Origin of the sequence: Kingella pumchi (assembly GCF_022288825.1) — a bacterium.
GTDB lineage: Bacteria > Pseudomonadota > Gammaproteobacteria > Burkholderiales > Neisseriaceae > Kingella_D > Kingella_D pumchi.
The window spans coordinates 105,760-127,968 of record NZ_JAKOOW010000024.1 but is presented as its reverse complement, the minus strand read 5'-3'; the positions used below and the strand labels follow the sequence as shown (position 1 = coordinate 127,968).

Annotated in this window: 19 protein-coding genes; 9 read left to right on the top strand and 10 right to left on the bottom strand. The window is 63.0% G+C overall.

The window, feature by feature from the left end; translation table 11 throughout:
• Window positions 1-39 precede the first annotated feature (39 nt).
• The gene (apbC, locus tag MB824_RS06680) at window positions 40-1,098 is read right to left on the bottom strand and encodes an iron-sulfur cluster carrier protein ApbC (RefSeq protein ID WP_238747378.1); all 1,059 of its coding nucleotides are present in this window, start codon (window positions 1,096-1,098) and stop codon (window positions 40-42) included.
• Window positions 1,099-1,168: 70 nt separating this feature from the next.
• On the opposite strand from apbC, the gene MB824_RS06675 reads away from it, so the two are divergent.
• Window positions 1,169-1,363, top strand: a complete 195-nt coding sequence (locus MB824_RS06675; RefSeq protein WP_238747376.1) for a hypothetical protein — start codon at window positions 1,169-1,171, stop codon at window positions 1,361-1,363.
• 150 nt (window positions 1,364-1,513) lie between these two features.
• On the opposite strand, the gene MB824_RS06670 is transcribed toward MB824_RS06675, so the two are convergent.
• The 4 genes from MB824_RS06670 to MB824_RS06655 all read right to left on the bottom strand — a co-directional run bounded on the left by MB824_RS06670 (window position 1,514) and on the right by MB824_RS06655 (window position 8,280).
• On the bottom strand, window positions 1,514-2,947 hold the full coding sequence (locus MB824_RS06670) for an efflux transporter outer membrane subunit (protein ID WP_238747373.1): 1,434 nt from the start codon (window positions 2,945-2,947) through the stop codon (window positions 1,514-1,516).
• A gap of 164 nt (window positions 2,948-3,111) precedes the next feature.
• Window positions 3,112-4,233: an ABC transporter permease gene (locus MB824_RS06665; RefSeq protein ID WP_238747366.1), complete on the bottom strand. Its 1,122-nt coding sequence runs from the start codon at window positions 4,231-4,233 to the stop codon at window positions 3,112-3,114.
• Window position 4,234: 1 nt separating this feature from the next.
• A complete protein-coding gene (locus MB824_RS06660; protein WP_238747360.1) occupies window positions 4,235-7,210 on the bottom strand; it encodes an ATP-binding cassette domain-containing protein in 2,976 nt (991 codons plus the stop codon).
• A complete protein-coding gene (locus tag MB824_RS06655) occupies window positions 7,207-8,280 on the bottom strand; it encodes an HlyD family secretion protein (RefSeq protein ID WP_238747340.1) in 1,074 nt (357 codons plus the stop codon). The genes MB824_RS06660 and MB824_RS06655 overlap by 4 nt, the downstream gene beginning before the upstream one ends.
• Window positions 8,281-8,543: 263 nt before the next feature.
• Here MB824_RS06655 and MB824_RS06650 point away from each other — a divergent pair, with 263 nt between their 5' ends.
• Window positions 8,544-8,999 carry an META domain-containing protein gene (locus tag MB824_RS06650; protein ID WP_238747339.1) on the top strand — a complete coding sequence of 152 codons (456 nt, stop codon included), beginning with the start codon at window positions 8,544-8,546 and terminating at the stop codon, window positions 8,997-8,999.
• Between the two features lie 163 nt (window positions 9,000-9,162).
• Here MB824_RS06650 and MB824_RS06645 read toward each other — a convergent pair whose 3' ends face one another.
• A complete protein-coding gene (locus MB824_RS06645) occupies window positions 9,163-9,618 on the bottom strand; it encodes a c-type cytochrome (protein WP_238747330.1) in 456 nt (151 codons plus the stop codon).
• A gap of 126 nt (window positions 9,619-9,744) precedes the next feature.
• Between MB824_RS06645 and MB824_RS06640 the strand changes: the two genes are divergently transcribed.
• From MB824_RS06640 to pth, 3 genes are all read left to right on the top strand, one after another.
• A complete protein-coding gene (locus tag MB824_RS06640; RefSeq protein ID WP_238747322.1) occupies window positions 9,745-10,584 on the top strand; it encodes an SDR family NAD(P)-dependent oxidoreductase in 840 nt (279 codons plus the stop codon).
• 134 nt (window positions 10,585-10,718) lie between these two features.
• Window positions 10,719-11,555, top strand: a complete 837-nt coding sequence (gene serB, locus MB824_RS06635; protein ID WP_238747321.1) for a phosphoserine phosphatase SerB — start codon at window positions 10,719-10,721, stop codon at window positions 11,553-11,555.
• A gap of 39 nt (window positions 11,556-11,594) precedes the next feature.
• A complete protein-coding gene (gene pth / locus MB824_RS06630; protein WP_238747319.1) occupies window positions 11,595-12,182 on the top strand; it encodes an aminoacyl-tRNA hydrolase in 588 nt (195 codons plus the stop codon).
• Between the two features lie 81 nt (window positions 12,183-12,263).
• Here the strand turns inward: pth and MB824_RS06625 are convergent, their stop codons facing one another.
• Window positions 12,264-12,623 (bottom strand): thioredoxin family protein, encoded by a 360-nt coding sequence (locus MB824_RS06625; protein WP_238747317.1) that lies wholly within the window; start codon window positions 12,621-12,623, stop codon window positions 12,264-12,266.
• A gap of 75 nt (window positions 12,624-12,698) precedes the next feature.
• Window positions 12,699-16,202, bottom strand: coding sequence for a chromosome segregation protein SMC (gene smc, locus MB824_RS06620; RefSeq protein ID WP_238747309.1), 3,504 nt, complete (start codon window positions 16,200-16,202; stop codon window positions 12,699-12,701).
• Between the two features lie 188 nt (window positions 16,203-16,390).
• On the opposite strand from smc, the gene recO reads away from it, so the two are divergent.
• Window positions 16,391-17,131: a DNA repair protein RecO gene (gene recO / locus MB824_RS06615; protein WP_238747280.1), complete on the top strand. Its 741-nt coding sequence runs from the start codon at window positions 16,391-16,393 to the stop codon at window positions 17,129-17,131.
• An 80-nt stretch (window positions 17,132-17,211) separates the two neighbouring features.
• Here recO and MB824_RS06610 read toward each other — a convergent pair whose 3' ends face one another.
• Window positions 17,212-17,784: a hypothetical protein gene (locus tag MB824_RS06610; RefSeq protein WP_238747278.1), complete on the bottom strand. Its 573-nt coding sequence runs from the start codon at window positions 17,782-17,784 to the stop codon at window positions 17,212-17,214.
• 81 nt (window positions 17,785-17,865) lie between these two features.
• A complete protein-coding gene (gene gcvT, locus MB824_RS06605) occupies window positions 17,866-18,963 on the bottom strand; it encodes a glycine cleavage system aminomethyltransferase GcvT (RefSeq protein ID WP_238747241.1) in 1,098 nt (365 codons plus the stop codon).
• A 359-nt stretch (window positions 18,964-19,322) separates the two neighbouring features.
• On the opposite strand from gcvT, the gene pheA reads away from it, so the two are divergent.
• The 3 genes from pheA to lgt all read left to right on the top strand — a co-directional run bounded on the left by pheA (window position 19,323) and on the right by lgt (window position 22,206).
• Window positions 19,323-20,396: a prephenate dehydratase gene (pheA, locus tag MB824_RS06600; protein ID WP_238747516.1), complete on the top strand. Its 1,074-nt coding sequence runs from the start codon at window positions 19,323-19,325 to the stop codon at window positions 20,394-20,396.
• Between the two features lie 136 nt (window positions 20,397-20,532).
• Window positions 20,533-21,240, top strand: coding sequence for a TIGR00266 family protein (locus tag MB824_RS06595; RefSeq protein WP_238747239.1), 708 nt, complete (start codon window positions 20,533-20,535; stop codon window positions 21,238-21,240).
• A gap of 105 nt (window positions 21,241-21,345) precedes the next feature.
• The gene (gene lgt, locus MB824_RS06590; RefSeq protein ID WP_238747237.1) at window positions 21,346-22,206 is read left to right on the top strand and encodes a prolipoprotein diacylglyceryl transferase; all 861 of its coding nucleotides are present in this window, start codon (window positions 21,346-21,348) and stop codon (window positions 22,204-22,206) included.
• The last annotated feature ends 3 nt before the right edge of the window (window positions 22,207-22,209 follow it).

Below are 22,209 nucleotides of genomic sequence, written 5' to 3'. Positions count from 1 at the left end.
TTTCAGGCTGCCTTTTTTGCTTTATGCTGCCTTCACAGTTTATTCGACGACGATTTTCGGGAAGGCGCGGCTGAAGTCTTTGCCTTTGTCGGCCACTGCCAGGGCGACGGCAAAAGCGGCGTCGGTATAGACTTGGGCGACGGCGGGATAGTCAGCCAGCAGTTTGCCGGATTGGCCGGCGTCCATCGCTTCGCGCACCGGCAGCGACAGCGGCAGCTGGCCCAAGAGCGGCACTTTGAGTTTTTCCGCCAGCTCTTTGCCGCCGTCGCTGCCGAAAATGGCTTCGCTGTGGCCGCAGTTGGTGCAGACGTGCACCGACATATTCTCCAGCACACCCAAAATCGGGATATTGACTTTATCGAACATATCCACCGCTTTGCGCGCGTCAATCAGGGCGATGTCCTGCGGCGTGGTGACCACCACCGCGCCGGTTACCGGGATTTTCTGCGACAGAGTAAGCTGGATGTCGCCGGTGCCCGGCGGCAGATCAACGAAAAGATAATCCACGTCGTCCCATTCGCTTTGGAACAAGAGCTGCTGCAGCGCCTGGCTGACCATCGGCCCGCGCCAGACGACGGCCTGTCCGGGGTCGATCAGAAAGCCGATGGACATCACTTGGATGCCATCGCGGTTGCGCACGGGGATGAATTTGCGGTTTTGCTGCTCGGGGCGGGTTTCGGCGACGCCGAGCATGGTCGGCTGGCTGGGGCCGTACAGATCGGCATCGAGCACGCCGACGCGGGCGCCCATGCGCTGCAGCGCGGTGGCCAGGTTGGCAGTGGTGGTCGATTTGCCGACGCCGCCCTTGCCCGAAGCCACGGCGATAATGTTTTTCACGCCTTTGATGGTGGCGACGCCCTGCTGCACTTTGTGGGCGATGATGCGGCTGCCGATTTCCACATCGGCTTCGCGGCCGATGGCATCGCAAACCGCCTGCCGCAGTCCGGCGGCCAGATGCTGCGCGGGAAAACCGAATTCGAGCTTCACATACGGCCGGCCGGCGCGCATTTCGGCGGCGGCCACTGCTTTTTCGCTGCCCAGGGTGCGGCCGGTATCGCCCAGCGGCACCGCGGCCAAGTTTTGTTGCCAAGTATCCATAGTGTTTTCCTGATGTGTGCTTGCAAACCCTGTCGGGCGGGGCGCCAAGCATAGGCAGACGGCGGGGCGAATGCAAGCACAAAAAACCTTAAAAACCGTGTTTGTTTCGCCGTTTCTGCCGCCGGCCGCGCTTTCAGGCTGCTTGGGGCAAACGGCGAATTTCCCGCAGTTTTATGCACATCGGCGCCTTTTTCACAAAGCGGTTTTTGTCAAGAATAAAAAAGCGCTTTCAAATCAATATACCCAAATTAACAACATGATTTAAAACAAATTTAGCCATGCGCGTTTTTTAGGCAAAAACAGGGCAACGCTTATCAGTAAAGAAGTTTTAAGGATTATTCTGCTTTTATCCACATTGTTACCCACAGATTTTGTGGACGAGTTTTCCACCGCAGCAAACGCTGTTTTGCCCCCTTTAGCGCACTACCCCGTTTTCAGGCTGCCAGCCGCCGCCCAAGGCCTTGTAGAGAGCGAGCAGGTTGAGACCGGCGGCCAGGCGGCTGTCGGCCAGTTTTTCGTCGGCATCCGCTGCCGAGAGTTCGGCCTGCAGGGCGACATCAAGCGTTTTGCGGCCGTGGCGGAACAGCAGGCGGTCGTCGCGCACCTGCTTGGCGGCGGTTTGTGCGGCGGCGGCGATGCGCTCCTGCTGCCGCGCCAGCGCTGCCTGCGCCTGATAGGCGTTGTCCACGTCGGCCAGCGCCTGCAGCAGGGTTTGGTCGTAGCGCAGCAGCGCGGTTTTCAGGCGGGCATCGGCGGCATCGATATTGGCGCGGATGCGGCCGCCGGTAAAAATCGGCAGCTGCACGCCCAGGCTGAGCAGGCCCCCGCTGCTGCTGCGCTGGTTGTTGAGCAGCGCCAGATCGCTGCCCAGCTCGATGCGGCCGGTCTGCCACAAAAATTTAATTTCAAAGCGCGGCAGCAGATCGGCTTTGGCGCTGGCGAGCTTGGCGGCATACGCCTGCACTTCGGCGGCGCGGGCGCGGATATCGGGGCGCTGCTCGAGCAGATCGGCCGGCTGCTGCCCCTGCGGTGCGGCGGGCAGATGCTGCAGCAGCGCGGCGCGGCGCATGGCATCGGTGTCGAGACGGAAATCCTGCGGCGTCTGGCCGGTTAAAACGGCGATGCTGCGCCGGTGCAGGTCAAATTCGGCATCCAGCGTTGCCTGCCGCGCCGCCAGCGCCTGCACCGCCGCCGCTGCGGCATCGGTATCGTGGGCGCTGGCCTGGCCGGCGCGGAAACGGCCGGCGGCATAGCGCTGCAACTGGCGCAGGGTGGCGGCACGGCGCTCCAGCAGCGTCTGCTGCTCGAGAATGCGCAGCGCGTGCAGATAATGTTCGGCAATCTCCGCTGCCACCAGCAGGCGGCTGCCGTAAAGCTGCTCCTGCACGCCGAGCGCGGCGGCGCGGGCGGCATCGGCGTCGCTGCGTTTTTTGCCGAAAATATCCGGTTCCCACGAAGCGCGCAGGCCGAAAGAAGTCATGGTGGCATGGTTACCGAAATGCGGGTCGTCGCGCCCGCTGCGGTAGCCGTAGCCGGCAGCCTGCGCGCCCAGCTGCGGATTCAGCTCGGCACCCGCCAGCCGCGCGGTGGCGCGGGCTTCCGCCAAGCGCGATTGCGCGGCGGCAATATCGGGGCTGTGCGCCAAGCCCCGCTCAATCAGGCTTTGCAGCTGCGCATCCGGCCACTGCCGCCACCAGCGGGCGATGTCCGCGCTGCCCTGCGCTGCGCCGGCATGCTCGAAATTCGCCGGCAGGCGCACGGCAGACGGCGCGGTAATCTCGGTGCTGCGGCAGGCAGCCAGCGCCAGCAGCAGCGCGGCGGCGGCAAAACGAAACGGGACGGCGGACATGGCGGATTCCTTTCGTGGTTCGGTTTGGGGCGGCAGGCAGCCTGAAAAGCCGGGCAGACGGTTTTCAGGCTGCCTGAAAGCAGCGCAAAGGGGTTTCAGGCTGCCTGAAAGCAGCGCAAAGGGGTTTCAGGCTGCCTTTCTCGTTTCCGGCAGCCTGAAAACGGCTAGCCCTGCCGTGCCAGCATCTGGCGGAAACGGGCAACAGCCAGCGCGGTAAAGGCCAGGCCGGAGAAGGCGGTGGCGGCAACGTGCGGCCAGATCACCTGCCAGCCGGCGCCGCGGAACACCACCGCCTGCGAAATGGCGGTGAAATGGGTTAAGGGCGAAAGGCGGGAAATCTGGCGCATCAGCAGCGGCAGGCTCTCCAGCGGCGAGGCCGAGCCGGAAATCAGGTTGATGGCGATGTAGATAATGATGCACAGCAGGCTGAACTGCGGCATGGTCGGCGCGCAGGTGGCCAGAAAGATGCCCAGTCCGGCCATTGCCGACAAAAACACCGCGTTGCAGGCAACAAACAGCGCCAGCGAGCCGTTAATCGGCGCGCCCACCGCCTGATGGACGATGAAATACAGCGACAGCGTGCTGGCGGTGAGAATAATCAGCACATTGGCGGCAATCTTGGCGAGCACAATCTCGCCGGCACCCACCGGCATCACCAGCAGATGCTCGATGGTGCCGCGCTCGCGTTCGCGGATAACCGCGGCTCCGGCAAGAATCATCGCCATCAGCGCAGCATTGCCGACGATTTGCGACACCGGCATAAACCATTCGGTTTTCAGATTGGGATTGAACAGGATATTGATTTGCGGCTCGAAAGGCAGCACCGCCGGCGCATAATCTTTCAGATATTCGGCGTTTTCGCGGCGGATGATTTCCTGCAGATAGCCGGTGCCCTTGCCGGCCTGCGACATAGCGGTGGCATCGACCAGCAGCTGCACCTGCGGCCGGCGGCCGGCAAGCAGGTCGGCAGTATAGTTTGGCGGAAAAGACAGGATAAAGGTGTAGCGTCCGGTATCCATCGCGCGGTCGATCTCCGGCTCGTCGATGTCTTCCACGCTTTTAAACTGCGGCGGCAGCAGCGAATCGCGGATGCGGTAGGTAAGCGTGCTGCGGTCTTGGTCGTGCACGGCAACGGCGGCGTTTTTCATCTCGGTGGTGATGTTTTTCGCCGTGGAATAAATGCTGGAAGAAAACATAAACACCACCAGCGCCAGCAGCGCATAGTCGCGCAGAAAGCTGCGGATTTCCTTGGCGGTGAGGTAGAGAATATTGTGCAGCAGGCGCATGTCAGGACTCCTGTTTTTTCAAGAGCAGCGCAGCCAGGAGCAGATAGCCCAGGAAAAACGCCAGCAGCACGCCGAAAATCGGATAAACGTCGCGCCAGAGCAGCCCTTTGGTAATCACGCCCAGGCCGACCATCTGGAACCAGCTGGCGGGAAAGCCGCGGCCGATCCAGTAGCCCGAACCGCTGAGCGTGGAAAACGGGTAAATCATGCCGGAAAAATTCATCGCCGGAATCATGGCCAGAATCGCCGCCGCGAAAATCGCCGCCACCTGCGAACGCACAAAGGCCGACACCAGCAGGCCGAAAGCGGTGGTTGCAAGCACGAAACACAGCGCGCCGGCCGTCAGCGCCGCCAGCGAACCTTTTACCGGCACATCCAATACCAGCACGATTACCGCCACCAGCATCACATAAGCGCCCATCGAAAGCGCCACATACGGCAGCTGCTTGCCCAGCAGATACTGCAGGCTGGAAGCGGGCGAGGAATACAGATTCATAATCGAACCGATCTCCTTTTCGCGCACCACCCCCAGCGCGGTCATCATCGCCGGAATCATCACCAGCGCCAGCATCAGAAAGCCCGGCGCCAGCGCATTGATGCTTTTAAAGGTCGGGTTGTAGATAAAGCGCATATCGAGATCGGCGCCGGCAGGCTGGATGCCGTAGGTGCGGTACAGCGACAGCGCGTAGCCGGCGGCAATGCCCTGCGCATAGCCGGCGATGTTTTCGCCCTGCTGCGGCATGGCGCCGTCGATATAAAACGCCACTTGCGGCCGCCGCTGCGCCAACAGGTCGCGGCCAAAATGCGGCGGGATTTCGATGACCAGCTCCACACGGGTGGCGGTCAGTTCGGCGGCAATGTCTTCGCGGCGTGACAAATCGGCGGCGCGGCGGAAATAGGCCGAACCTTCAAACTCGCGCACCAGCTCGCGGCTGTAGCGGCTTTGGTCTTGGTCGAGCACGGCAAAATCCAGCTGGTCGGTATCGTAGGAAATGCCCAAGCTGCCGGCAAACAGGTAAATCAGCGGCCCCAGCAGCGCAAACATTAGCCGGATGCGGTCGCCCGCCAGCTCCCGCCCCTCACGCAGGGCGAAAGTCAGCACCATCGCCAGCCAGTAGCGCAAACCGCGCGGGCGCGGTTTTTCAGGCTGCTTACTGCCCTTGGCGCTTTTCAGGCTGCCTGAAAGATTGTTGGCGGTGTTGGGTTTGGGGGTTTCAGGCTGCCTTTGTTCCGCAACTGCTTCAACTGCCCTTGCTAGGTTTTCAGGCTGCTTCTGATCAGCGTTCTGACTTCCGTTCAGGCAGCCTGAAACGTCTTCCGCAGCATTTTCAGGCTGCCTGCCGCCGTCGCTTGGTTTCAGGCTGCCTGAAAGATTACTAGCGGTGCCTGTTTCGGTATTTTCAGGCTGCTTTTGTCCTTTATCTGCGGCAACAGTCTCCACGCTTTCAGGCTGCCCGCTTTCCCGTGCTTCGTCCTGCTCGAGAAAGCGGATAAACGACTCTTCCAGGCTGGCGGCCTGCTGGCGCTGCACCAGTTCGGCGGGGGTGCCGACGGCGAGCACGCGGCCGCGGTGCATCAGCGAGATGCGGTCACAGCGCTCGGCTTCGTTCATAAAGTGGGTGGAAACAAAGATGGTGACGCGCTCTTGGCGCGAGAGCTGCAGCAGATACTGCCAAAACATATCGCGGGCGGCGGGATCGACGCCGGAAGTCGGCTCGTCGAGTATCAGCACTTTGGGGCGGTGCAGGCAGGCGGCGGCCAGCTGCAGGCGCTGGCGCACGCCCAAAGGCAGGGCGGCGGGCAGGCTGTCGGCGTGTTCGGCAAGCTCGAACTGGCGCAGCACGCCGTCGATGGCGGCGGCGGCTTGGGCGATGCGGTAGAGACGGGCGTGCAGCACCAGATTCTGGCGCACGCTGAGCTCTTCATAGAGTGAAAAGGCCTGCGACATATAGCCGGTCTGCATCCGCGTTTCGAGATTGCCGGCGGCCACCGGCTTGCCGAGCAGGCGGGCACTGCCGTCGCTGGCGGCCAGCAGGCCGGTGAGCATTTTCATGGTGGTGGATTTGCCGCAGCCGTTGGAGCCGAGAAAGCCGAAAATCTCGCCCTGGGCGATGCGGAAACTCACATCGTTCACCGCAATAAAGTCGCCAAACCGCTTGCTCAGATGCTCGGCTTCGATGGCGGGCGGCAGCGCGGGATCGGCGGCAAACGGCGTCAGCATTTCGTCGTGCCACGGGCTGCGCCGCTCGGCCGGCAGCATGGCGACATAGGCCGCTTCCAGCGTGATGCCGCCGGAAAGCACTTCGGCCATCGGCCGGCAGGCGAGCACGCGGCCGGCATCCAGCGCCAGCAGGTAGTCGAACTGCTCGGCTTCTTCCATATAGGCGGTGGCGACCAGCACCGTCATGCCCGGGTTTTCCGCCCGCAACTCGGCCACCAGCTGCCAAAACTGGCGGCGCGACAGGGGATCGACGCCGGTGGTCGGCTCGTCCAAGATCAGCAGTTCGGGATCGTGCACCAGCGCGCAGCACAGACTGAGTTTCTGCTTCATGCCGCCGGAGAGCTTGCCGGCGGCACGCTCGGCAAAGGGTGTCAGGCCGGTGGCATCGAGCAGGCGGGCGATGCGCTCTTCGCGCTCGCGCCGGTTTAAGCCGAACAGGCGGGCATGGAAGGCAACGTTGTCATGCACCGACAAAGTGGGATACAGGTTTTTGCCCAAGCCCTGCGGCATAAAGGCGATGCGCGGTAGCAGCGCTTCGCGCTCGCGGCGGCGGGCGGGATCGGCGCCGAGCACGCGCACGCTGCCCTTCTGGATGGTTTTCACGCCGGCTATCAGCGCCAGCAGCGTTGATTTGCCCACACCATCCGGCCCGATCATGCCGATGCTGGCGCCCTGCGGCAGGCTCAGGGTGATATTGTCGAGCGCGGTTTTACCGCGGTAGCTGTGGCTTAAGCCGCGGATTTCGACGGCGTTCACGACCGCGCCCCGGAAGCAGCGTTTTCAGGCTGCCTGCTCGGGTTTTCAGGCTGCTTTTGGACAGCAGATGCGGTCTCAGCACTTTCAGGCTGCCCTGCCGGCGGCAGTTTCACCGCCAGCTGCGCCGGCCAGGATTGGGTTTGGTCGAGCCGCACATAGCCGGTGGCGGTCATGCCGCCTTTGAGCCAGCGGCGGTAGCGGCGGGCGGTGTCGGCGTCGATTTTCAGCCGTACGCGGAACATCAGCCGCGTGCGCTCTTCGGCAGTTTCGACAAATTTGGGAGTGAACTGCGCCTGTGCCGCCACATGCCTTACCCGCGCCGGAAATACCGCGTCCAGCCCGTCGAACACCAGCCGCGCTTCGCTGCCCAGCGGAATGCGGTTGATATCGGGCGCGGCCAGAAAAATATCCATGCCCGCGTCGTCCAAATCCAGCAGGCTCACCACCCGCCCGCCAGCCGGCAGCACGCCGCCGGGCTGCGCCAGCACATATTCCACCCGGCCGGCTTTGGGCGCACGCACGGCCAAATCGTCCATCACCGACGACGCCCGATCCACCAGCGCCTGCGCCTGCCCCACGCCCGACTGCGCTTCGGCCGCTGCCGAGCGCGCTGCCTGCACCGCCGCCTGCGCCGCATCGCGCTGCGCCAGACGGGCATTGAGTTCGGACTGGGAAATCAGGCCGTCGCGGTACAGCGCACGGGCGTTGTCGGCATCCATCTGCGCGGTTTTGAGCTGCTGGCGCTGCGCTTCCACCTGCGCTTGGGCGCGGCGCACGCTCTGCTCGAGCTGGCCGCGCCGCGCCCGCGCTTCGGCCACCTGGGTTTCGGTGGTGGCCGATTCCAGCCGCGCCAGCACCGCGCCGGACGCCACTTCGTCGCCCTCGTCCACTTCCACGCGCTCGATGCGGCCGGCATATAGCGTCGCCACGTCCAAGCGCTCGAACTCCAACCGGCCGTTGGCGCGGGCAATGCCGGCCAGCGGGTCTTCGCCGCCGCTGAAACCGAAACGGTAAGCGGCAAACCCGGCCACCAGCGCCAGCACTAATCCCAGTAACAGCTTTTTAGCCATATCCGCCTCCTCTAATGCGAAACGTTATTGGAATGTAATCGATTGTAAACCCCTGCCGGCAGTCTGAAAAGGCGCTTGGCGCTTTCAGGCTGCTTTTCCGGCTTTGGCGGCACTTTATTGCCCGACTCTGTACCATCTGCAGCCTGAAAAAAAAACGCCGGTTCGCCCGCCGCCGCGCAAACGGCTACAATCCGCCTGCCGCAAAACTTTCAGGCTGCCTGCATCCGCCCAAGCCAGCCCCACCCGTTTAGAAAGAAAAGACCATGACCCGCCCCACCCTTGCCGCTGCCGCCTGCACGCTGATGCTTGCCGCCTGCACCGCCGGCCAGCCCGCGCCGCAGAGCGAGTCCGCACCCACCACCCAGCTTGGCCTGAAACGCCAATGGATGCTCGAACAATGGCCGGGCTTCGGGCGCGAAGAGCTGCAGCGCCTGCAGGCCGGCATCAACCTGACTTCGCTGCCGCAAGCAAGCGGCAGTATGGGCTGCAACCGGCTGATGTTCAGCGTTGAAACCGCCGCGCCGCAGCAGCGTGAAGGCCGCATCCGCTTTGGCAGCGTCGCCGCCACCCGCATGTATTGCGACGGCCGCATGAAGCTGGAAGCCGATTTTTCCAGCCGCATCGGCAGCTTCACCCGCTACCGGCTCGACGGCCATTATCTGATTTTGCAAAACAACCAAGGCCAGAGCGCCCGCTTTGTCGCCCAAGACTGGGATTAAGGCTTAAGGTCGCGCCCGACGGTTTTCAGGCTGCCTGAAGCGTAGAAAAACAGCGCCCAAGCAGCCTGAAACCTTTTTCCCGCTTTTTAAAGCGCAAAAAAGCAGCCTGAAAAACGTGCCAAACGCTTTTCAGGCTGCTTTTTCTTATTCAACGGCGGCGCGGCTATTTCGGCCGACGGTAGCTGCTGTGGCAGCTGGTGCAGCTTTCTTCCACTTTGGCGTAGGCGGCGCGGATGTCGTCGAGTTTCTGGCTTTTGGCGGCGGCGTTGAGTTCGTCCACCGCAGCGAAAAATTTGTCCTGCTCGGCCTTAAACTGCTGCGGCTGCTGCCAGATGCCGGGCAGCGCGTCGCCGTTGCCTTCGGGGTCGCTGGCGAAATACTCGAAAGGCTCGCGCGCTTCGCTGCTGAAGGTCTGCGCCAGTTTTTCAAACTGCTCGGGCACATAGGCTTCGTCGCCCTTGGCCATTTTGCCCATGCGCGAAAAACCGGGCATAAAGGTTTTGAAGGCGATGCTGCGCTCTTCGGACAGCGGCCCTTTGGCGCCACCCGCACCTGCGCCGCCGTCGCAGGCGGCCAGCAGCAGAGCGCTCAGGGCAAAAATCAAAATCGGTTTTTTCATGCGGGTGTTCCTATCGTGTGATGCGGCGTCGGTGTTATTATCGCTGTGTTTTTCAGGCTGCCTGAAGCCGAAAGGCCGGCGCAAAGGCGGCGCATCATACCTTAATTTCACGGAAAGGAAAAAATCATGGCCGTATTGATTACCGGAGCTTCCGCAGGGTTTGGCGCGGCGATGGCGCGCCAGTTTGCCGCCGCGGGCATTGCCGTTATCGGCGCCGCCCGCCGCAGCGAGCGTTTGGACGGACTGAAAGCCGAATTGGGCGAGTTGTTTCATCCTTTGGCGATGGACGTGCGCAGCAAAGAATCGGTTGATGCCGCCTTATCGTCGCTGGCCGAAGCGCCCGAAGCCTTCCGCAGTATTGACTGCCTGATCAACAACGCCGGTCTGGCGCTCGATCTTTCCCCCGCCCACCAGGCCGATTTTGCCGACTGGGAAAACATGATCGCCACCAATATCACCGGCCTGGCCTATCTCACCCGCCAAGTGTTGCCGGAGATGGTGGCGCGCGGCGAAGGCTACGTGATCAATATCGGCTCGATTGCCGGCAGCTACCCCTACCCGGGCAGCAATGTGTACGGCGCCACTAAAGCCTTTGTGCACCAATTCAGCCTGAACCTGCGCGCCGATTTGCACGGCAGCGGCGTGCGCGTGAGCAATATCGAACCCGGCCTGTGCGGCGGCACCGAGTTTTCGCAGGTGCGCTTTAAGGGCGACGAAGCGCGCGCCGCCGCCGTTTACGAAGGCGTGCAGGCGCTCGCGCCCGAAGACGTCGCCGCCGCCGCGCTGTGGCTGTATCAGACGCCCAAGCACGTTAATGTCAATTATCTGGAGATGATGCCGGTGTCGCAGAGTTTCGACCGTCATCCCGTTTACCGCCCCGCACCCGAGCCGGCGGCGACAGAAGATAAGCAAGCTGCCGAGCCGGCACCCAAGCGCGGCTTTTTCAGCCGGTTGTTCGGCGGATAAATACCACCTTAAGCGCAAACAACAGGCAGCCTGAAAGCCGTAAACACGCTTTTCAGGCTGCCTTTTTGACTGCCGCGCTTGCACCCTGCCGCCGCGTCTGTAAAATGCGGCGTTTTTTCAAAACGGCACCCTAGATGAAACAGGTTTTCGTTATCCAACACCCGAACTTGGCCGCTCTGCCGCTGGTGCAGACCGCGCGGCATTTCAGGCTGCCTGAAAGCATAACCGGCAGCAGCCTGCGCCTTGCCGTAGCCGCAGATGCCGCTATTCCCGCGGAAGTGGCCGCCGAATTGGATGCGGCGGGTGCCGAATACGCGCTGCTGGCCGATACCGCCTTTGCCGATTTGGGGCTGATTGTCAGCGATATGGACAGCACGCTGATTACCATCGAGTGCATCGACGAAATCGCCGCCGCAGCCGGTTTGAAAGAACAAGTGGCGGCGGTAACCGAGCGGGCGATGCGCGGCGAGATGGACTTTGAAGACTCGCTGCGCGAGCGCGTCGCCCTGCTGGCCGGCCTGCCCGAAAGCGTGCTGGATGATGTGTACGAACACGCGCTGCGCCTGTCGCCCGGCGCCGAGTATCTGCTGGCCGAATGCAAAAAGCACCAAGTGAAGTTTCTGCTGGTTTCCGGCGGTTTCACCTTTTTTACCGAGCGGCTCAAAGAGCGGCTGGGACTGGACTGGGCGTATGCCAACACCTTGGAAACCGCCGGCGGCAAACTCACCGGCAGGGTCGTCGGCCCGGTTATCGATGCCGCTGCCAAAGCGCGGCTGCTGGAAGAACACCGCCTGGCGCTCGGTCTAAAGCGGCATCAGGTTGCCGCCGTCGGCGACGGTGCCAACGACATCCCGATGCTGCAGGCCGCCGGTTTCGGCATCGCCTACCACGCCAAACCCAAAACCCGCGCCCAAGCCGCGCTCAACATCCGCCACATGGGGCTCGAAGCCCTGCGCGGCTGGTTTGCCTGAGCTTTCAGGCAGCCTGAAACCTTTTACAGATTGCAGATTATGGACATCAAACTGATCGTCGGCCTGGGCAACCCCGGCAGCCAATACGAACACACCCGCCACAACGCCGGCTTCTGGTTTCTCGACGAGCTGGCGCACGCCTGGGGCGTCTCCTTCCAAAGCCAGAAAAAATACCACGGCCAGGCAGCGCGCGCCGAGCGGCCGCAGGGCGACATCTGGCTGCTCAAGCCCGACACCTTTATGAACCTCTCCGGCCAGTCCGTCGCCCCCTTGGCGCAGTTTTACAAAATCCGCCCCGACCAAATCCTCGTCGCCCACGACGAGTTGGACATCCCCTGCGGCCAAACCCGCTTCAAAATCGGCGGCGGCAACGGCGGCCACAACGGCCTCAAAGACATCCAAGCGCGGCTGGGCACCCCCGACTTCTACCGCCTGCGCCTGGGCATCGGCCACCCGGGTGACCGCAATCTGGTAACCAGCTTCGTGCTCGGCAAACCGCCCGCCGCCGAGCGCGAACTGATCGAGCGCGCCGTCGCCAAATCGCTGGCCGCCATGCCGCTGATACTCGAAGGCAGCCGCGACGAAGCCGTGCGCTTTTTGCACGGCAAACAACCCGGTTTCGACTAAGCGCCGCCGAGCCGCACAAAAAGCAGCCTGAAAACCGCAGCAAACGGTTTTCAGGCTGCTTTTTTGGGTCGGGCAAGTTTTTCAGGCTGCCTGCGCCGTCAGAAACGCCGCAATCCGCTCTTCGCTTAACGACGAATCGCACACCGCTTCGCCCTCGGGCAGGCGCAACAGGGCGGGGACGGTGCGGATGGCGTAGGTGGCGCGCAGCTCTGCCCAGGCGGCTTTGTCGCGGCTGTCGGCAAAATGTACCGCCGCGCCCGTCTGCCGGACGGCGCGGGCGAGTTTGGGCAGGAAACGGCGGCAGTAGGAGCAGCTTTCGCGGCCGAAAAACACCACGGCGCTGCGGCCGCCGGCAATCAGCCGCTCTACGTCTTCGGGGCAGACGGCGGTAAAGGCGGCGGTGATGGCGGAGAAATCTTGTTCGGTGGGGGCTGACATCATCGGCTTTCGGTTTGATAAATTCGGTTTGATAAACAGTTAGAAGACTTAAAGACGGCAGGCAGCCTGAAACCTTTTTCAGGCTGCCTCGGCCATTTGCAGCGCCTGTTTGATATCGACGGCGACGATGCGCGAGACGCCTTTTTCCTGCATGGTTACGCCGATCAGCTGTTCGGCCATTTCCATGGTCAGGCGGTTGTGGGAGATGTAGAGAAACTGGGTTTGCGCGCTCATCTCTTTGACCAGATTGCAAAAACGGGTGGTGTTGGCGTCATCGAGCGGGGCATCGACTTCGTCCAAAAGGCAAAACGGTGCGGGGTTCAGGCTGAACAGGGCAAACACCAGACTCATGGCGGTCAGCGCTTTTTCGCCGCCGGAGAGTAGGTGGATGGTGGAATTTTTCTTGCCAGGCGGGCGCGCCATAATCGACACGCCGGCGCTGAGCAGATCGTCGCCGACCATATGCAGCGCCGCTTCGCCGCCGCCAAACAGCGTGGGGAAAAAGCTGCGTACTTTTTCGTTGACGGCATCGAAGGTGGTTTTGAAGCGCTCTTTGGTTTCCCGGTCGATTTGGGCGATGGCTTCTTCCAGCAGGGCGATGGCGGCTTGGACGTCTTCGCTCTGGCTACGGTAGTAATCGTCGCGCTCGCAGGCTTCGGCAAGTTCGTCGAGCGCGGCCAGATTGACGGCGCCGAGCGCGCGGATGCTGTTGTTCAGGCGCTCGATCTGCTGCGGCAAATCTTTCAGGCTGCCTGCGTCTTTCAGGCTGCCTTCGCGCTCGAACTCGGCGGCAAGCTCGTCGAAACCGGCTTCGCGGGCGGTGAGCGCGTCGTGAAAATGCTTGGCGTTGAGCAGGGCTTCCTGCTGTTTGAGCAGGGCGTTTTGCGCGGCGGCCTGCCATTGCGGCTGGCTGGCGGACAAGTCCTGCAAAGCCTGATACTGCGCCTGCCCTTGGGCACGGGTGGCGGCGAGCGCGGCGGTGGCAGCCTGAATCTGCTCATCGAGCGCGGACATCGTCTCGCCCAGCTCTTCCAAACGCAGATACTGCTCGCTCTCGTCCGGCTCTTCGGCGCTGACCAGCTCCAATTCGCTCTGGCGCTCCTGCCAGTCGGCCTTTTGCGCTTCCAGCGCGGCGATGCGCTCGCGTAGGCTTTGCTGCTGCTCGCGGCTGCGGTGGACGGCGATTTCGGCGGCGCCGTGGCGGCGGTTGGCTTCCAGCAAGGCCAGCTGCGCCTGCTTGAGCGCCTGCTGCTGCCCGCGGTAGACGGCTTCGGCTTCGGCATGGCTTTCGTTCAAGCCTGCGGCAGACTCGGTAAGCAGCGCGGCATCGTCTTCCAGCGTGGCGGCGGTGTAGGCCAGCTCTTCGGCTTCCTGCGCCAACTGCGCCAACTCCTGCTCGATGTGCTCGCGGCGCAGCTGGCCCTGGTTGGTGCGCGCCAGCATCTCGCCGGCCTGCTGGCGGGCGCCGTTGAGTTCGGCGGCCAGGCGGCGCTGCTCGGCCTGGGCGCGGCGCTGTTCGGCATCCAGCGCTTCATATTGCTGCGACAGGCTTTGGGCGCGCTCGGCAGCAGCCTGAAAAGCGGGCGCGGCGTCGGCCAGCAGGCTGTCGAGTTCGGCCAGACGGCTTTGCTGGCGCATCAGCCGCGCGGCATCAGCGGCGTGGTGCAGCAGCACGCCGATGCGGTCGATCCGGTGGCCTTCGGGCGTCAGCCAGCATTCGCCCTCGGCCAGCCTGTTGCGGTTGGCCAGCGCGTAATCCAAATCGGGGGCGCACAGCACGCCCGCCAACCAATGGTTTAAGGCAGCCTGAAACGGTTTTTCCGCCTGAATTTGGTTTAACAGCGCCTGCGCGGGGCGGGCGGACTGCGGCGCGGCGGCTTCGCGGTCGAACCAGGCGGCGGGGGCGGCGGCAAGCGGCGCGGCCGGGGCGAAATCCGGCGGCAGCGCCCGCGCGTGCAGGCGCTCGCCCAATACCGCCGCCAGCGCCGCCTGCCACTGCTGCGGCACGCGGATGTGCTGCCACAGCGCGGGAGCGGCGGCTTCTGCCCTGCCCTGCCAAAAGTCGCCCGCCGCCGCTTCTTCGGTCAGGGCGCGTAGGGTTTGTTGCTCGGCCTGTAAGGCCAGCAGGCGGCGTTCGGCTTCTCCCGCAGCAGCTTGGGCAGCCTGAAAATCGGTTTTCAGGCTGCCCGATTGTTGTTCCAACGCCTGCAAAACCTGCTCGGCCGTTTGGTACTGCGCCTGTATTTCAGCGGCGGCCAGCTGGGCGGCGGCCAGCTCGTCGGCAGCGGGCAGATTCAGCGCGGCGGCTTCCTGCTGCAGGCGCGACTGACGCGCTTGGATTTGGGCGATGCCGCTGCGGCTGTACTGCAACTGCTGCTGCTTGACGGCCAGCTCGCGGCGGATGCGGCCGGCTTCGTCCTGCTGGTTTTGCCGGGCGGCGGCACCCTGCTGCTGCGCGGCTTCGAGTTCGGGCAGCCGCTCTTCGCAGGCGGCGGTTTCTTCGGCCAGCAGCGCCAACTGCGCTTCCAGCTCTTGGGCTTCGTCGGCCAGAGCCTGCGCCTGCTCGTGCAAGAGTTTTTGCTCGTGGTCGATTTTCTGCACGGCGGCAGCCATCGCGGTGCGGTCGCGCTCGATGCGCTGGCGCTGGTTTTGGCGCGAGCGGATTTGTTCTTCCAAACGGGCGCTCTGCTCGCGCAGCAGCGCGTGTTCGCGGTTGAGCCGGTTTTGCGCTTCCTGCTGCTCGGCTTCGGCGGCACGCAGGGTCTGCACCGCTTCGTTCAATTCCTGCTGGCGCTCGGCCAGGCTGTCCTGTCCGGCCTGTGCCTGCTCGTGTTCGGCCTCGGCGGCATCGGCATCGGCCAGCGCCTGGCGCCAGCGGGCGAAATCGTAGCGGTTCTGGCTGTGCTGCAATTCGTCGCTCAGCGCCCGATAGCGCTCGGCGGCCTCGGCCTGCTTGTGCAGCTTTTCCACCTGCCGCGCCAGTTCGCCCTGTAAATCGCCCAGCCGCTGCAGGTGCTCGCGGGTGTCTTTGAGCCGGCTTTCGGTTTCGCGGCGGCGCTCTTTGTATTTGGAAACGCCCGCCGCCTCTTCGATATAGGCGCGCAATTCTTCCGGCCGCGCTTCGATAATCCGCGAAATCATGCCCTGCTCGATCACTGCGTAGCCGCGCGCGCCGACGCCGGTGCCCAAAAACAAATCGGTAATGTCGCGGCGGCGCACCGGCTGGCCGTTGATGTAGTAGCTCGATTCGCCCTGGCGGGTGAGCTGGCGGCGGATGCTGACTTCGGCATACTGCCCCCACGCGCCCTGCAGGCTGTGGTCGCCGTTGTCGAATACCAGTTCCACCGACGCCCTGGGCGCCGGCCGGCGGGTGGCGGCACCGTTGAAAATCACGTCCTGCATGCTCTCGCCGCGCAGCTGCTTGGCCGAAGCCTCGCCCAGCACCCAGCGCACCGCGTCGATCACATTCGATTTGCCGCAGCCGTTGGGGCCGATCACCGCCACCAGCTGCCCGGGCACGTGGATGGTGGTGGGGTCGGTAAAGGATTTGAAACCGGCAAGTTTGATGTGGGTGAGACGCATAGGGGAAACGGGCAGGCAGCCTGAAAAAAAGGCGCGATTATAGCGCAAACGGCGCCGCTGTCCCGCGCGGCAAAACGGCTTTCAGGCTGCTTTGAATCATCCGTTTTCAGGCTGCCGCCGGGAAAACGGTGTCCGCCCGCGCCGCCGCATCCGCTATAATCCGCACTTTTTTCCAACAGGCATCAGCCATGGCGCAAACCCAGCGGGTCAATCATCAGCAAGTGTTTCTGCTCTCGTCCAAACCGTGGCGGGAAAACAGCCTGTGGCTGGAAGTGTTTTCGCGCGAACACGGCCGCCTTGCCCTGCTCGCCCGCAGCGCCCGCACCCGCGGTTCCGAGCTGCGCGGCATACTGGTGCCCTTCGTGCCGCTGTCGGCCTCGTGGTTCGGCCGCGAAGAGTTGAAAACCCTGCACCGCGCCGAATGGCTGGGCGGCTGGCCGCAGCCGCACGGCCGCGCCCTATTCAGCGCCCTGTACGCCAACGAGCTGCTGCTCAAACTCACCGCCCGCGAAGACCCGCATCCACTGCTGTTTGACGAGCTGGCCGCGCTGATGCGCCGCATCTGCCAAAACGAAAATCCCGTTGCCGCGCTGCGCCGCTTTGAATGGACGCTGCTGCGCGAAACGGGCTACGCCCCCGATCTGACGCGCGACGCCGCCGGCCGGCCGCTGGCAGACGACGCCCATTACCGCCTGCATCCCGAGCGCATGCTGGAAGAAACCGCCACCGACGCGCCCGAACAGGGCGGCATCATCGTGCCGGGCAGCCTGCTGCGCCAGCTGGTCGCGGGCGAATTTGCCGACGGCGACGCCCTGCAGCAGGCAGTCAGGCTCACAAGGCTGCTGATCGATTTCAGGCTGCCCGAAGGCGTTGCCAGCCGCCGCGTGCTGCAGCAGCTGCAGGATATGCGCCGCACCGTCGGCGCTTGAGCGGCACAAAGCAAACTCCGCCGCCCAAGCAAAAAGCAGCCTGAAAACTTTCAGGCTGCTTTTTTTCACGCACAAACGCGCTATTGGGACGTCTTGGCGCCGCAGGTGAACACCACGCGGTACTCGCGTTTCACATCGGCTTTCAGCTCCACCTTCTCGTCCATGGTATCGACGCCTTCGGGCAGGTAGGAAAACAGACATTCGCTGCCGCCTTCGACAAACGAACCGGCATCGCTGACATCGCCATCGCCAATCAGGCCGATATCGCGATCGCCAAACAGTTTTTTGACGATATCGCGGCCCGGATTGTCGGTTTCGATATGGCCGACCAGAATAAAATGGGTAGCCTGCGGATACTCTTCCGACGGCTCTTCGTCCAGCCCGTAGCGCAATTTGACATCGGCGCAGCTTCTGCCCACCTGCGGCAGATAGGGCTGCAAAATGCCGGCGATTTCAGCGGGCATTTCCGGCGGACAGCTTGCGGCGGCGGGCGCCGATGCCGCAACGGCGGGAACGGAAGCAGCAGGAGCGGAAGCTGCCGTCGGTGCGGAAACGGAAGCTGCGAGCGGGGTCGGTTTTTCCCCTTCGCCCGAGCAGGCGGCCAGCGCCAGTGCCAGCAGCAGTGATCCGGTTTTGGTCATGGTTTGGCTCATGGTTTTACTCTCTGTTTTTTTCTGTTGGCACGGCAAAAGGCAGCCTGAAAAACTTTTCAGGCTACCTTAGCGCGTATCGGTTTAGTCAAACTGCTTTTGGCCGTTGCGCACAAAGGGCAGTTTCAGCACGCGCACATCGACTTCCTTGCCGCGAATCAGCACTTTGGCGGCGTCGCCCTCAAACGCTTTGGGCACGCGGGCGATGGCGATGGACTGTTTCAGGCTGGGCGAGAACACGCCGCTGGTGGTGATGCCGCGGCCGGCATCGGTAACGACTTCCATATGATCGCGCAGCACGCCGCCTTTGGCGAGCAGCAGGCCGACTTGTTTCACCGCCACGCCTTGTTCTTTCAGCGCAACGAGCGGCGCTTTGCCGACGAAATCGCGCGCTTCGTCTTTCAGATCAACCGTCCAGCCCATACCGGCTTCGAGCGGGCTCACGTCGTCGTCCATATCGTTGCCGTAAAGGTTCATACCCGCTTCCATGCGCAGGGTATCACGTGCGCCCAGACCGCAGGGTTTGACGCCCGCTGCTTCCAGCGCTTTGAAAAAGGCAACCGCTTCGCTGCCGGGCAAAATCACTTCCACGCCGTCTTCGCCGGTGTAGCCGGTGCGGGCGACAAACCAGTCCTTGCCCAAATCCGCGCCTTGGAAAGGCTTGAGATTGTTGACCACGTCTGCCCATTCGGGTTTGACGGTCAAGAGTTTTTCAATCGCTTTGGGGCCCTGCACGGCGAGCATGCCCAAGTCGTAGCGCGGATTAAAGGCCACGCCGAACTCGGCGCCGACTTTTTGGAACTGGGCGCTGTCTTTTTCGCGGGTGGCGCCGTTGGACACGATGCGGTATTGGGTTTCGGCTTCGTTGGTGCGGTACACGATCAAATCGTCAATCACGCCGCCTTTGTCATTGAGCATCGCTGAGTACAGCGCTTTGCCGACAAAGGCCAGCTTGGCGACGTCGTTGGCAATCAGTTTGCGGAAAAAGGCTTTGGCGTTGGCGCCGGCTACGTCGGTAACCAGCATGTGCGATACGTCGAACATACCGGCATCGGTGCGCACGGCTTCGTGTTCGGCGATTTGCGAGCCGTAATGGATGGGTAGCTCCCAGCCGGCGAAGTCGATCAATTTCGCGCCCGCGTCTTTGTGGGCTTGGTTGAAGGGAGTGGTTTTCAGGGTCATCTCGATTCTCCGAAGTGGGGGTGGACATCTGGCCGCAACGGCCTGCAAAGCGGCGCAATATACCATTTTCCGCCGCGGCGATAAACGGGCGGCGCCGGAAAAAACGCCGCTTTACGCCTTTCAGGCTGCCATAGGGCTTACCGCAGACAGCGGCAGCCTGAAAGCACCTGCCGCCGGCATCTGCGCCCGCCGCTGCGTTTTGGCGTTTTCAGGCCGGCGCAAGCTGCGGGGCAAAGGCAGCCTGAAAACGGTTTTGCGGCGGCGTTGCGTTTTTTCAGGCTGCCTTGGACGCGGCGCGGCGGCGCAAATATAGTAGAATGCACGCTTTTGCATTTTCCGCCACAGGAGCCGCCATGTCCGTGTCCGACGACCAACTGCTGCCGCACCGCAACGCCATCGACGAAATCGACCGCCAGGTGCTGCAGCTGCTCAACCAACGCGCCGCCCACGCCCGCGCCATCGGCGAATTGAAAGGCACCGGCACCGTTTACCGGCCGGAGCGCGAAGCGCAGGTGCTGCACCGTATCAAAGGCCTTAACCCGGGCCCGCTGCCCGACGAAGCGGTGGCGCGGCTGTTTCGCGAAGTGATGAGCGAGTGTCTGGCGCTGGAGCGGCCGCTGACCGTGGCCTATCTCGGCCCGCAAGGCACTTTCACCCAGCTGGCGGCGATCAAGCATTTCGGTCATGCCGCCCATACCGTTGCCTGCGCCACGGTGGACGACAGCCTGCGCCAGGCCGAAGCACGGCAGGCGGATTTTGCCGTGGCGCCGGTGGAAAATTCCACCGAAGGTTCGGTCGGCCGCACGCTGGATCTGTTGGTTTCGACGCCGCTGCGCGCCTGCGGCGAAGTGGTGCTGCGCATCCACCACCATTTATTGAGCCGTGCCGACAGCCGCGACGATATCGAAGTGGTTTACGCCCACGCGCAGGCGCTGGCGCAATGCCACCACTGGCTGAACAACAACCTGCCCGCCCGAGTGCGCCGCGTGGCGGTGGCCAGCAATGCCGAAGCGGCGCGGCTGGCGCAGGAAGAGCCCAAGGCCGCCGCCATCGCCGGCCAGGCCGCCGCCGACATTTACCGTTTGAACAAGCTGGCCGACAGCATCGAAGACGAGCCGGACAACACCACCCGTTTTCTGGTGCTCGGCCATCAGGAAGTGGCCGCCGGCGGCCGCGACAAGACTTCGCTGGTGGTCAGCGCGCCCAATAAGGTCGGCGCGCTCAACCGCCTAATCGAGCCCTTTACCCGCGCCGGTGTGTCGATGAGCAAGTTCGAGAGCCGCCCCAGCCGCAGCGGCCTGTGGGAATATCTGTTTTTTATCGACATCGAAGGCCATGCCGGCGACGACAACGTTGCCGCCGCGCTGGCCGAGCTGCGTGAGCGCACCGGCTTTGTCAAAGTGATCGGCTCTTATCCGCAGGCCGTGCTGTAGTTTCAGGCAGCCTGAAACCTGCGTGGATTGCCGGTTTGCGCCGGCTGCGCTTTTCAGGCTGCTTTCAGGCTGCCTGAACCCGCCGGCAGCCTGAAAACCGTTTTTCCCGTTTTTCCGTTTGAATAAGGAACCCGCCATGCCCCGATTTACCATAACCGGCGACAACGACCCCTTTTTGCATGTTTCCCTTGCCCGCGGCGAAAGCATTTCCTGCGAAAGCGGCGCGATGGTGATGATGGAAGCCAATCTCGACCTTTCCGGCCGCATGCAGGGCGGCTTTTGGAGCGCGCTGACCCGCCGCCTGGCCAACGGCGAGAGCTTTTTCCAGCAGCACATCGAAGCGGTGCGCGGCGACGGCGACTGCCTGCTCGCGCCCACCATGCCCGGCTCGATCGAGATTCTCGAAGTGGGCGCCACCCAGTACAAAATCTCCGACGGCGCCTATCTGGCCGCCAGCAGCGGCGTGCAGGTAACCGCGCAGATGCAGAGCCTGGGCAGCGCGCTGTTTGCCCGCACCGGCGGCTTTTTCATCGGCCAGAGCAGCGGCAGCGGCCAGCTGGCGGTAAACGGCTTCGGCACTTTGTTTACGCTGGAAGTAACCGCCGACAAGCCGGTAACCATCGACAACGGCCACGTCGTCGCCTGGGACAGCCGGCTGAACTACGAGCCCTCGGTCACCACCTCGCGCAATAGCGGCGGCCTGCTGGGCAATCTGGTCAACAGCGTCACCAGCGGCGAAGGCGTGGTGCTGAAATTCTCCGGCAACGGCAAAGTCATCCTCTGCTCGCGCAACAGCGACAACTTCGGCTCGTGGATACGCAGCCTGGTCGGCCCCGGTTCCTGATACAGGGCAGCCTGAAAGCCTGAAGGCAGCCTGAAAACTTTTCAGGCTGCCCGTATTCGCTATAATCGCCGCCCTTTTCCCTTTTCTTAGCGCTTGATCCTTTCCATGATTATCCATCCCCAATTCGATCCCGCCGCCTTTCACATCGGCAGCCTGCCCATCCGCTGGTATGCCTTAAGCTATATCGCCGCCTTTATGCTGTTTCTGTGGCTGGGGCGGCTGCGCATCCGCCGCGGCGGCACCGTGTTTACCCGCGATATGCTCGACGATCTGCTCACCTGGGGCATTGTCGGCGTGATACTCGGCGGGCGCATCGGCTATGTGCTGTTTTACCAGCCGGGCAATTATCTGGCGCATCCGCTGGACATTTTCAAAGTGTGGGAAGGCGGTATGTCTTTTCACGGCGGCTTTATCGGCGTGCTGCTGGCGCTGTGGTTTTTCGCCCGCAAAAACCAGCTGACTTTCTGGCAGGTGGCCGACTTTGTGGCGCCGCTGGTGCCGCTGGGGCTGGCGTCCGGGCGCATCGGCAATTTTATCAACGGCGAATTGTGGGGCAGGATTACCGATCCTGCCGCCTTCTGGGCAATGGGTTTCCCGCAGGCGCAATATGCCGACCAGGAGCTGGCCGCCGCCAATCCGCAGTACGCCCAATGGCTGGCGCAATACGGCAGCCTGCCGCGCCACCCCTCGCAGCTTTACCAGTTTGCCCTGGAAGGCGTGTGCCTGTTTGCGCTCTTGTGGTGGTTTTCGCGCAAACCGCGCGCCAGCGGCCAGGTTTCGATGATGTTTCTCGCCGGCTACGGCATCTTCCGTTTTACCGCCGAATACGCCCGCCAGCCCGACGCCCAACTCGGCCTGCTGAGCCTTGGCCTGTCGATGGGGCAGTGGCTGAGCCTGCCGATGGTGCTTGTCGGCATTGCCGGTCTCTTTTACTTCGCCCGCAAAAATCCCGCACAGAAAGCCTGACAC

Excerpts from the sequence above, each read along its gene's own strand:
- pth (WP_238747319.1), top strand. The coding sequence starts at position 11,595 with ATGGACATCAAACTGATCGTCGGCCTGGGCAACCCCGGCAGCCAATAC.
- MB824_RS06650 (WP_238747339.1), top strand. The coding sequence starts at position 8,544 with ATGACCCGCCCCACCCTTGCCGCTGCCGCCTGCACGCTGATGCTTGCC.
- apbC (WP_238747378.1), bottom strand. The coding sequence starts at position 1,098 with ATGGATACTTGGCAACAAAACTTGGCCGCGGTGCCGCTGGGCGATACC.
- MB824_RS06595 (WP_238747239.1), top strand. The coding sequence starts at position 20,533 with ATGCCCCGATTTACCATAACCGGCGACAACGACCCCTTTTTGCATGTT.
- MB824_RS06670 (WP_238747373.1), bottom strand. The coding sequence starts at position 2,947 with ATGTCCGCCGTCCCGTTTCGTTTTGCCGCCGCCGCGCTGCTGCTGGCG.
- MB824_RS06675 (WP_238747376.1), top strand. The coding sequence starts at position 1,169 with ATGCAAGCACAAAAAACCTTAAAAACCGTGTTTGTTTCGCCGTTTCTG.
- MB824_RS06655 (WP_238747340.1), bottom strand. The coding sequence starts at position 8,280 with ATGGCTAAAAAGCTGTTACTGGGATTAGTGCTGGCGCTGGTGGCCGGG.
- lgt (WP_238747237.1), top strand. The coding sequence starts at position 21,346 with ATGATTATCCATCCCCAATTCGATCCCGCCGCCTTTCACATCGGCAGC.
- MB824_RS06640 (WP_238747322.1), top strand. The coding sequence starts at position 9,745 with ATGGCCGTATTGATTACCGGAGCTTCCGCAGGGTTTGGCGCGGCGATG.
- serB (WP_238747321.1), top strand. The coding sequence starts at position 10,719 with ATGAAACAGGTTTTCGTTATCCAACACCCGAACTTGGCCGCTCTGCCG.
- MB824_RS06610 (WP_238747278.1), bottom strand. The coding sequence starts at position 17,784 with ATGAGCCAAACCATGACCAAAACCGGATCACTGCTGCTGGCACTGGCG.
- MB824_RS06665 (WP_238747366.1), bottom strand. The coding sequence starts at position 4,233 with ATGCGCCTGCTGCACAATATTCTCTACCTCACCGCCAAGGAAATCCGC.
- smc (WP_238747309.1), bottom strand. The coding sequence starts at position 16,202 with ATGCGTCTCACCCACATCAAACTTGCCGGTTTCAAATCCTTTACCGAC.
- recO (WP_238747280.1), top strand. The coding sequence starts at position 16,391 with ATGGCGCAAACCCAGCGGGTCAATCATCAGCAAGTGTTTCTGCTCTCG.
- gcvT (WP_238747241.1), bottom strand. The coding sequence starts at position 18,963 with ATGACCCTGAAAACCACTCCCTTCAACCAAGCCCACAAAGACGCGGGC.
- MB824_RS06645 (WP_238747330.1), bottom strand. The coding sequence starts at position 9,618 with ATGAAAAAACCGATTTTGATTTTTGCCCTGAGCGCTCTGCTGCTGGCC.
- MB824_RS06625 (WP_238747317.1), bottom strand. The coding sequence starts at position 12,623 with ATGATGTCAGCCCCCACCGAACAAGATTTCTCCGCCATCACCGCCGCC.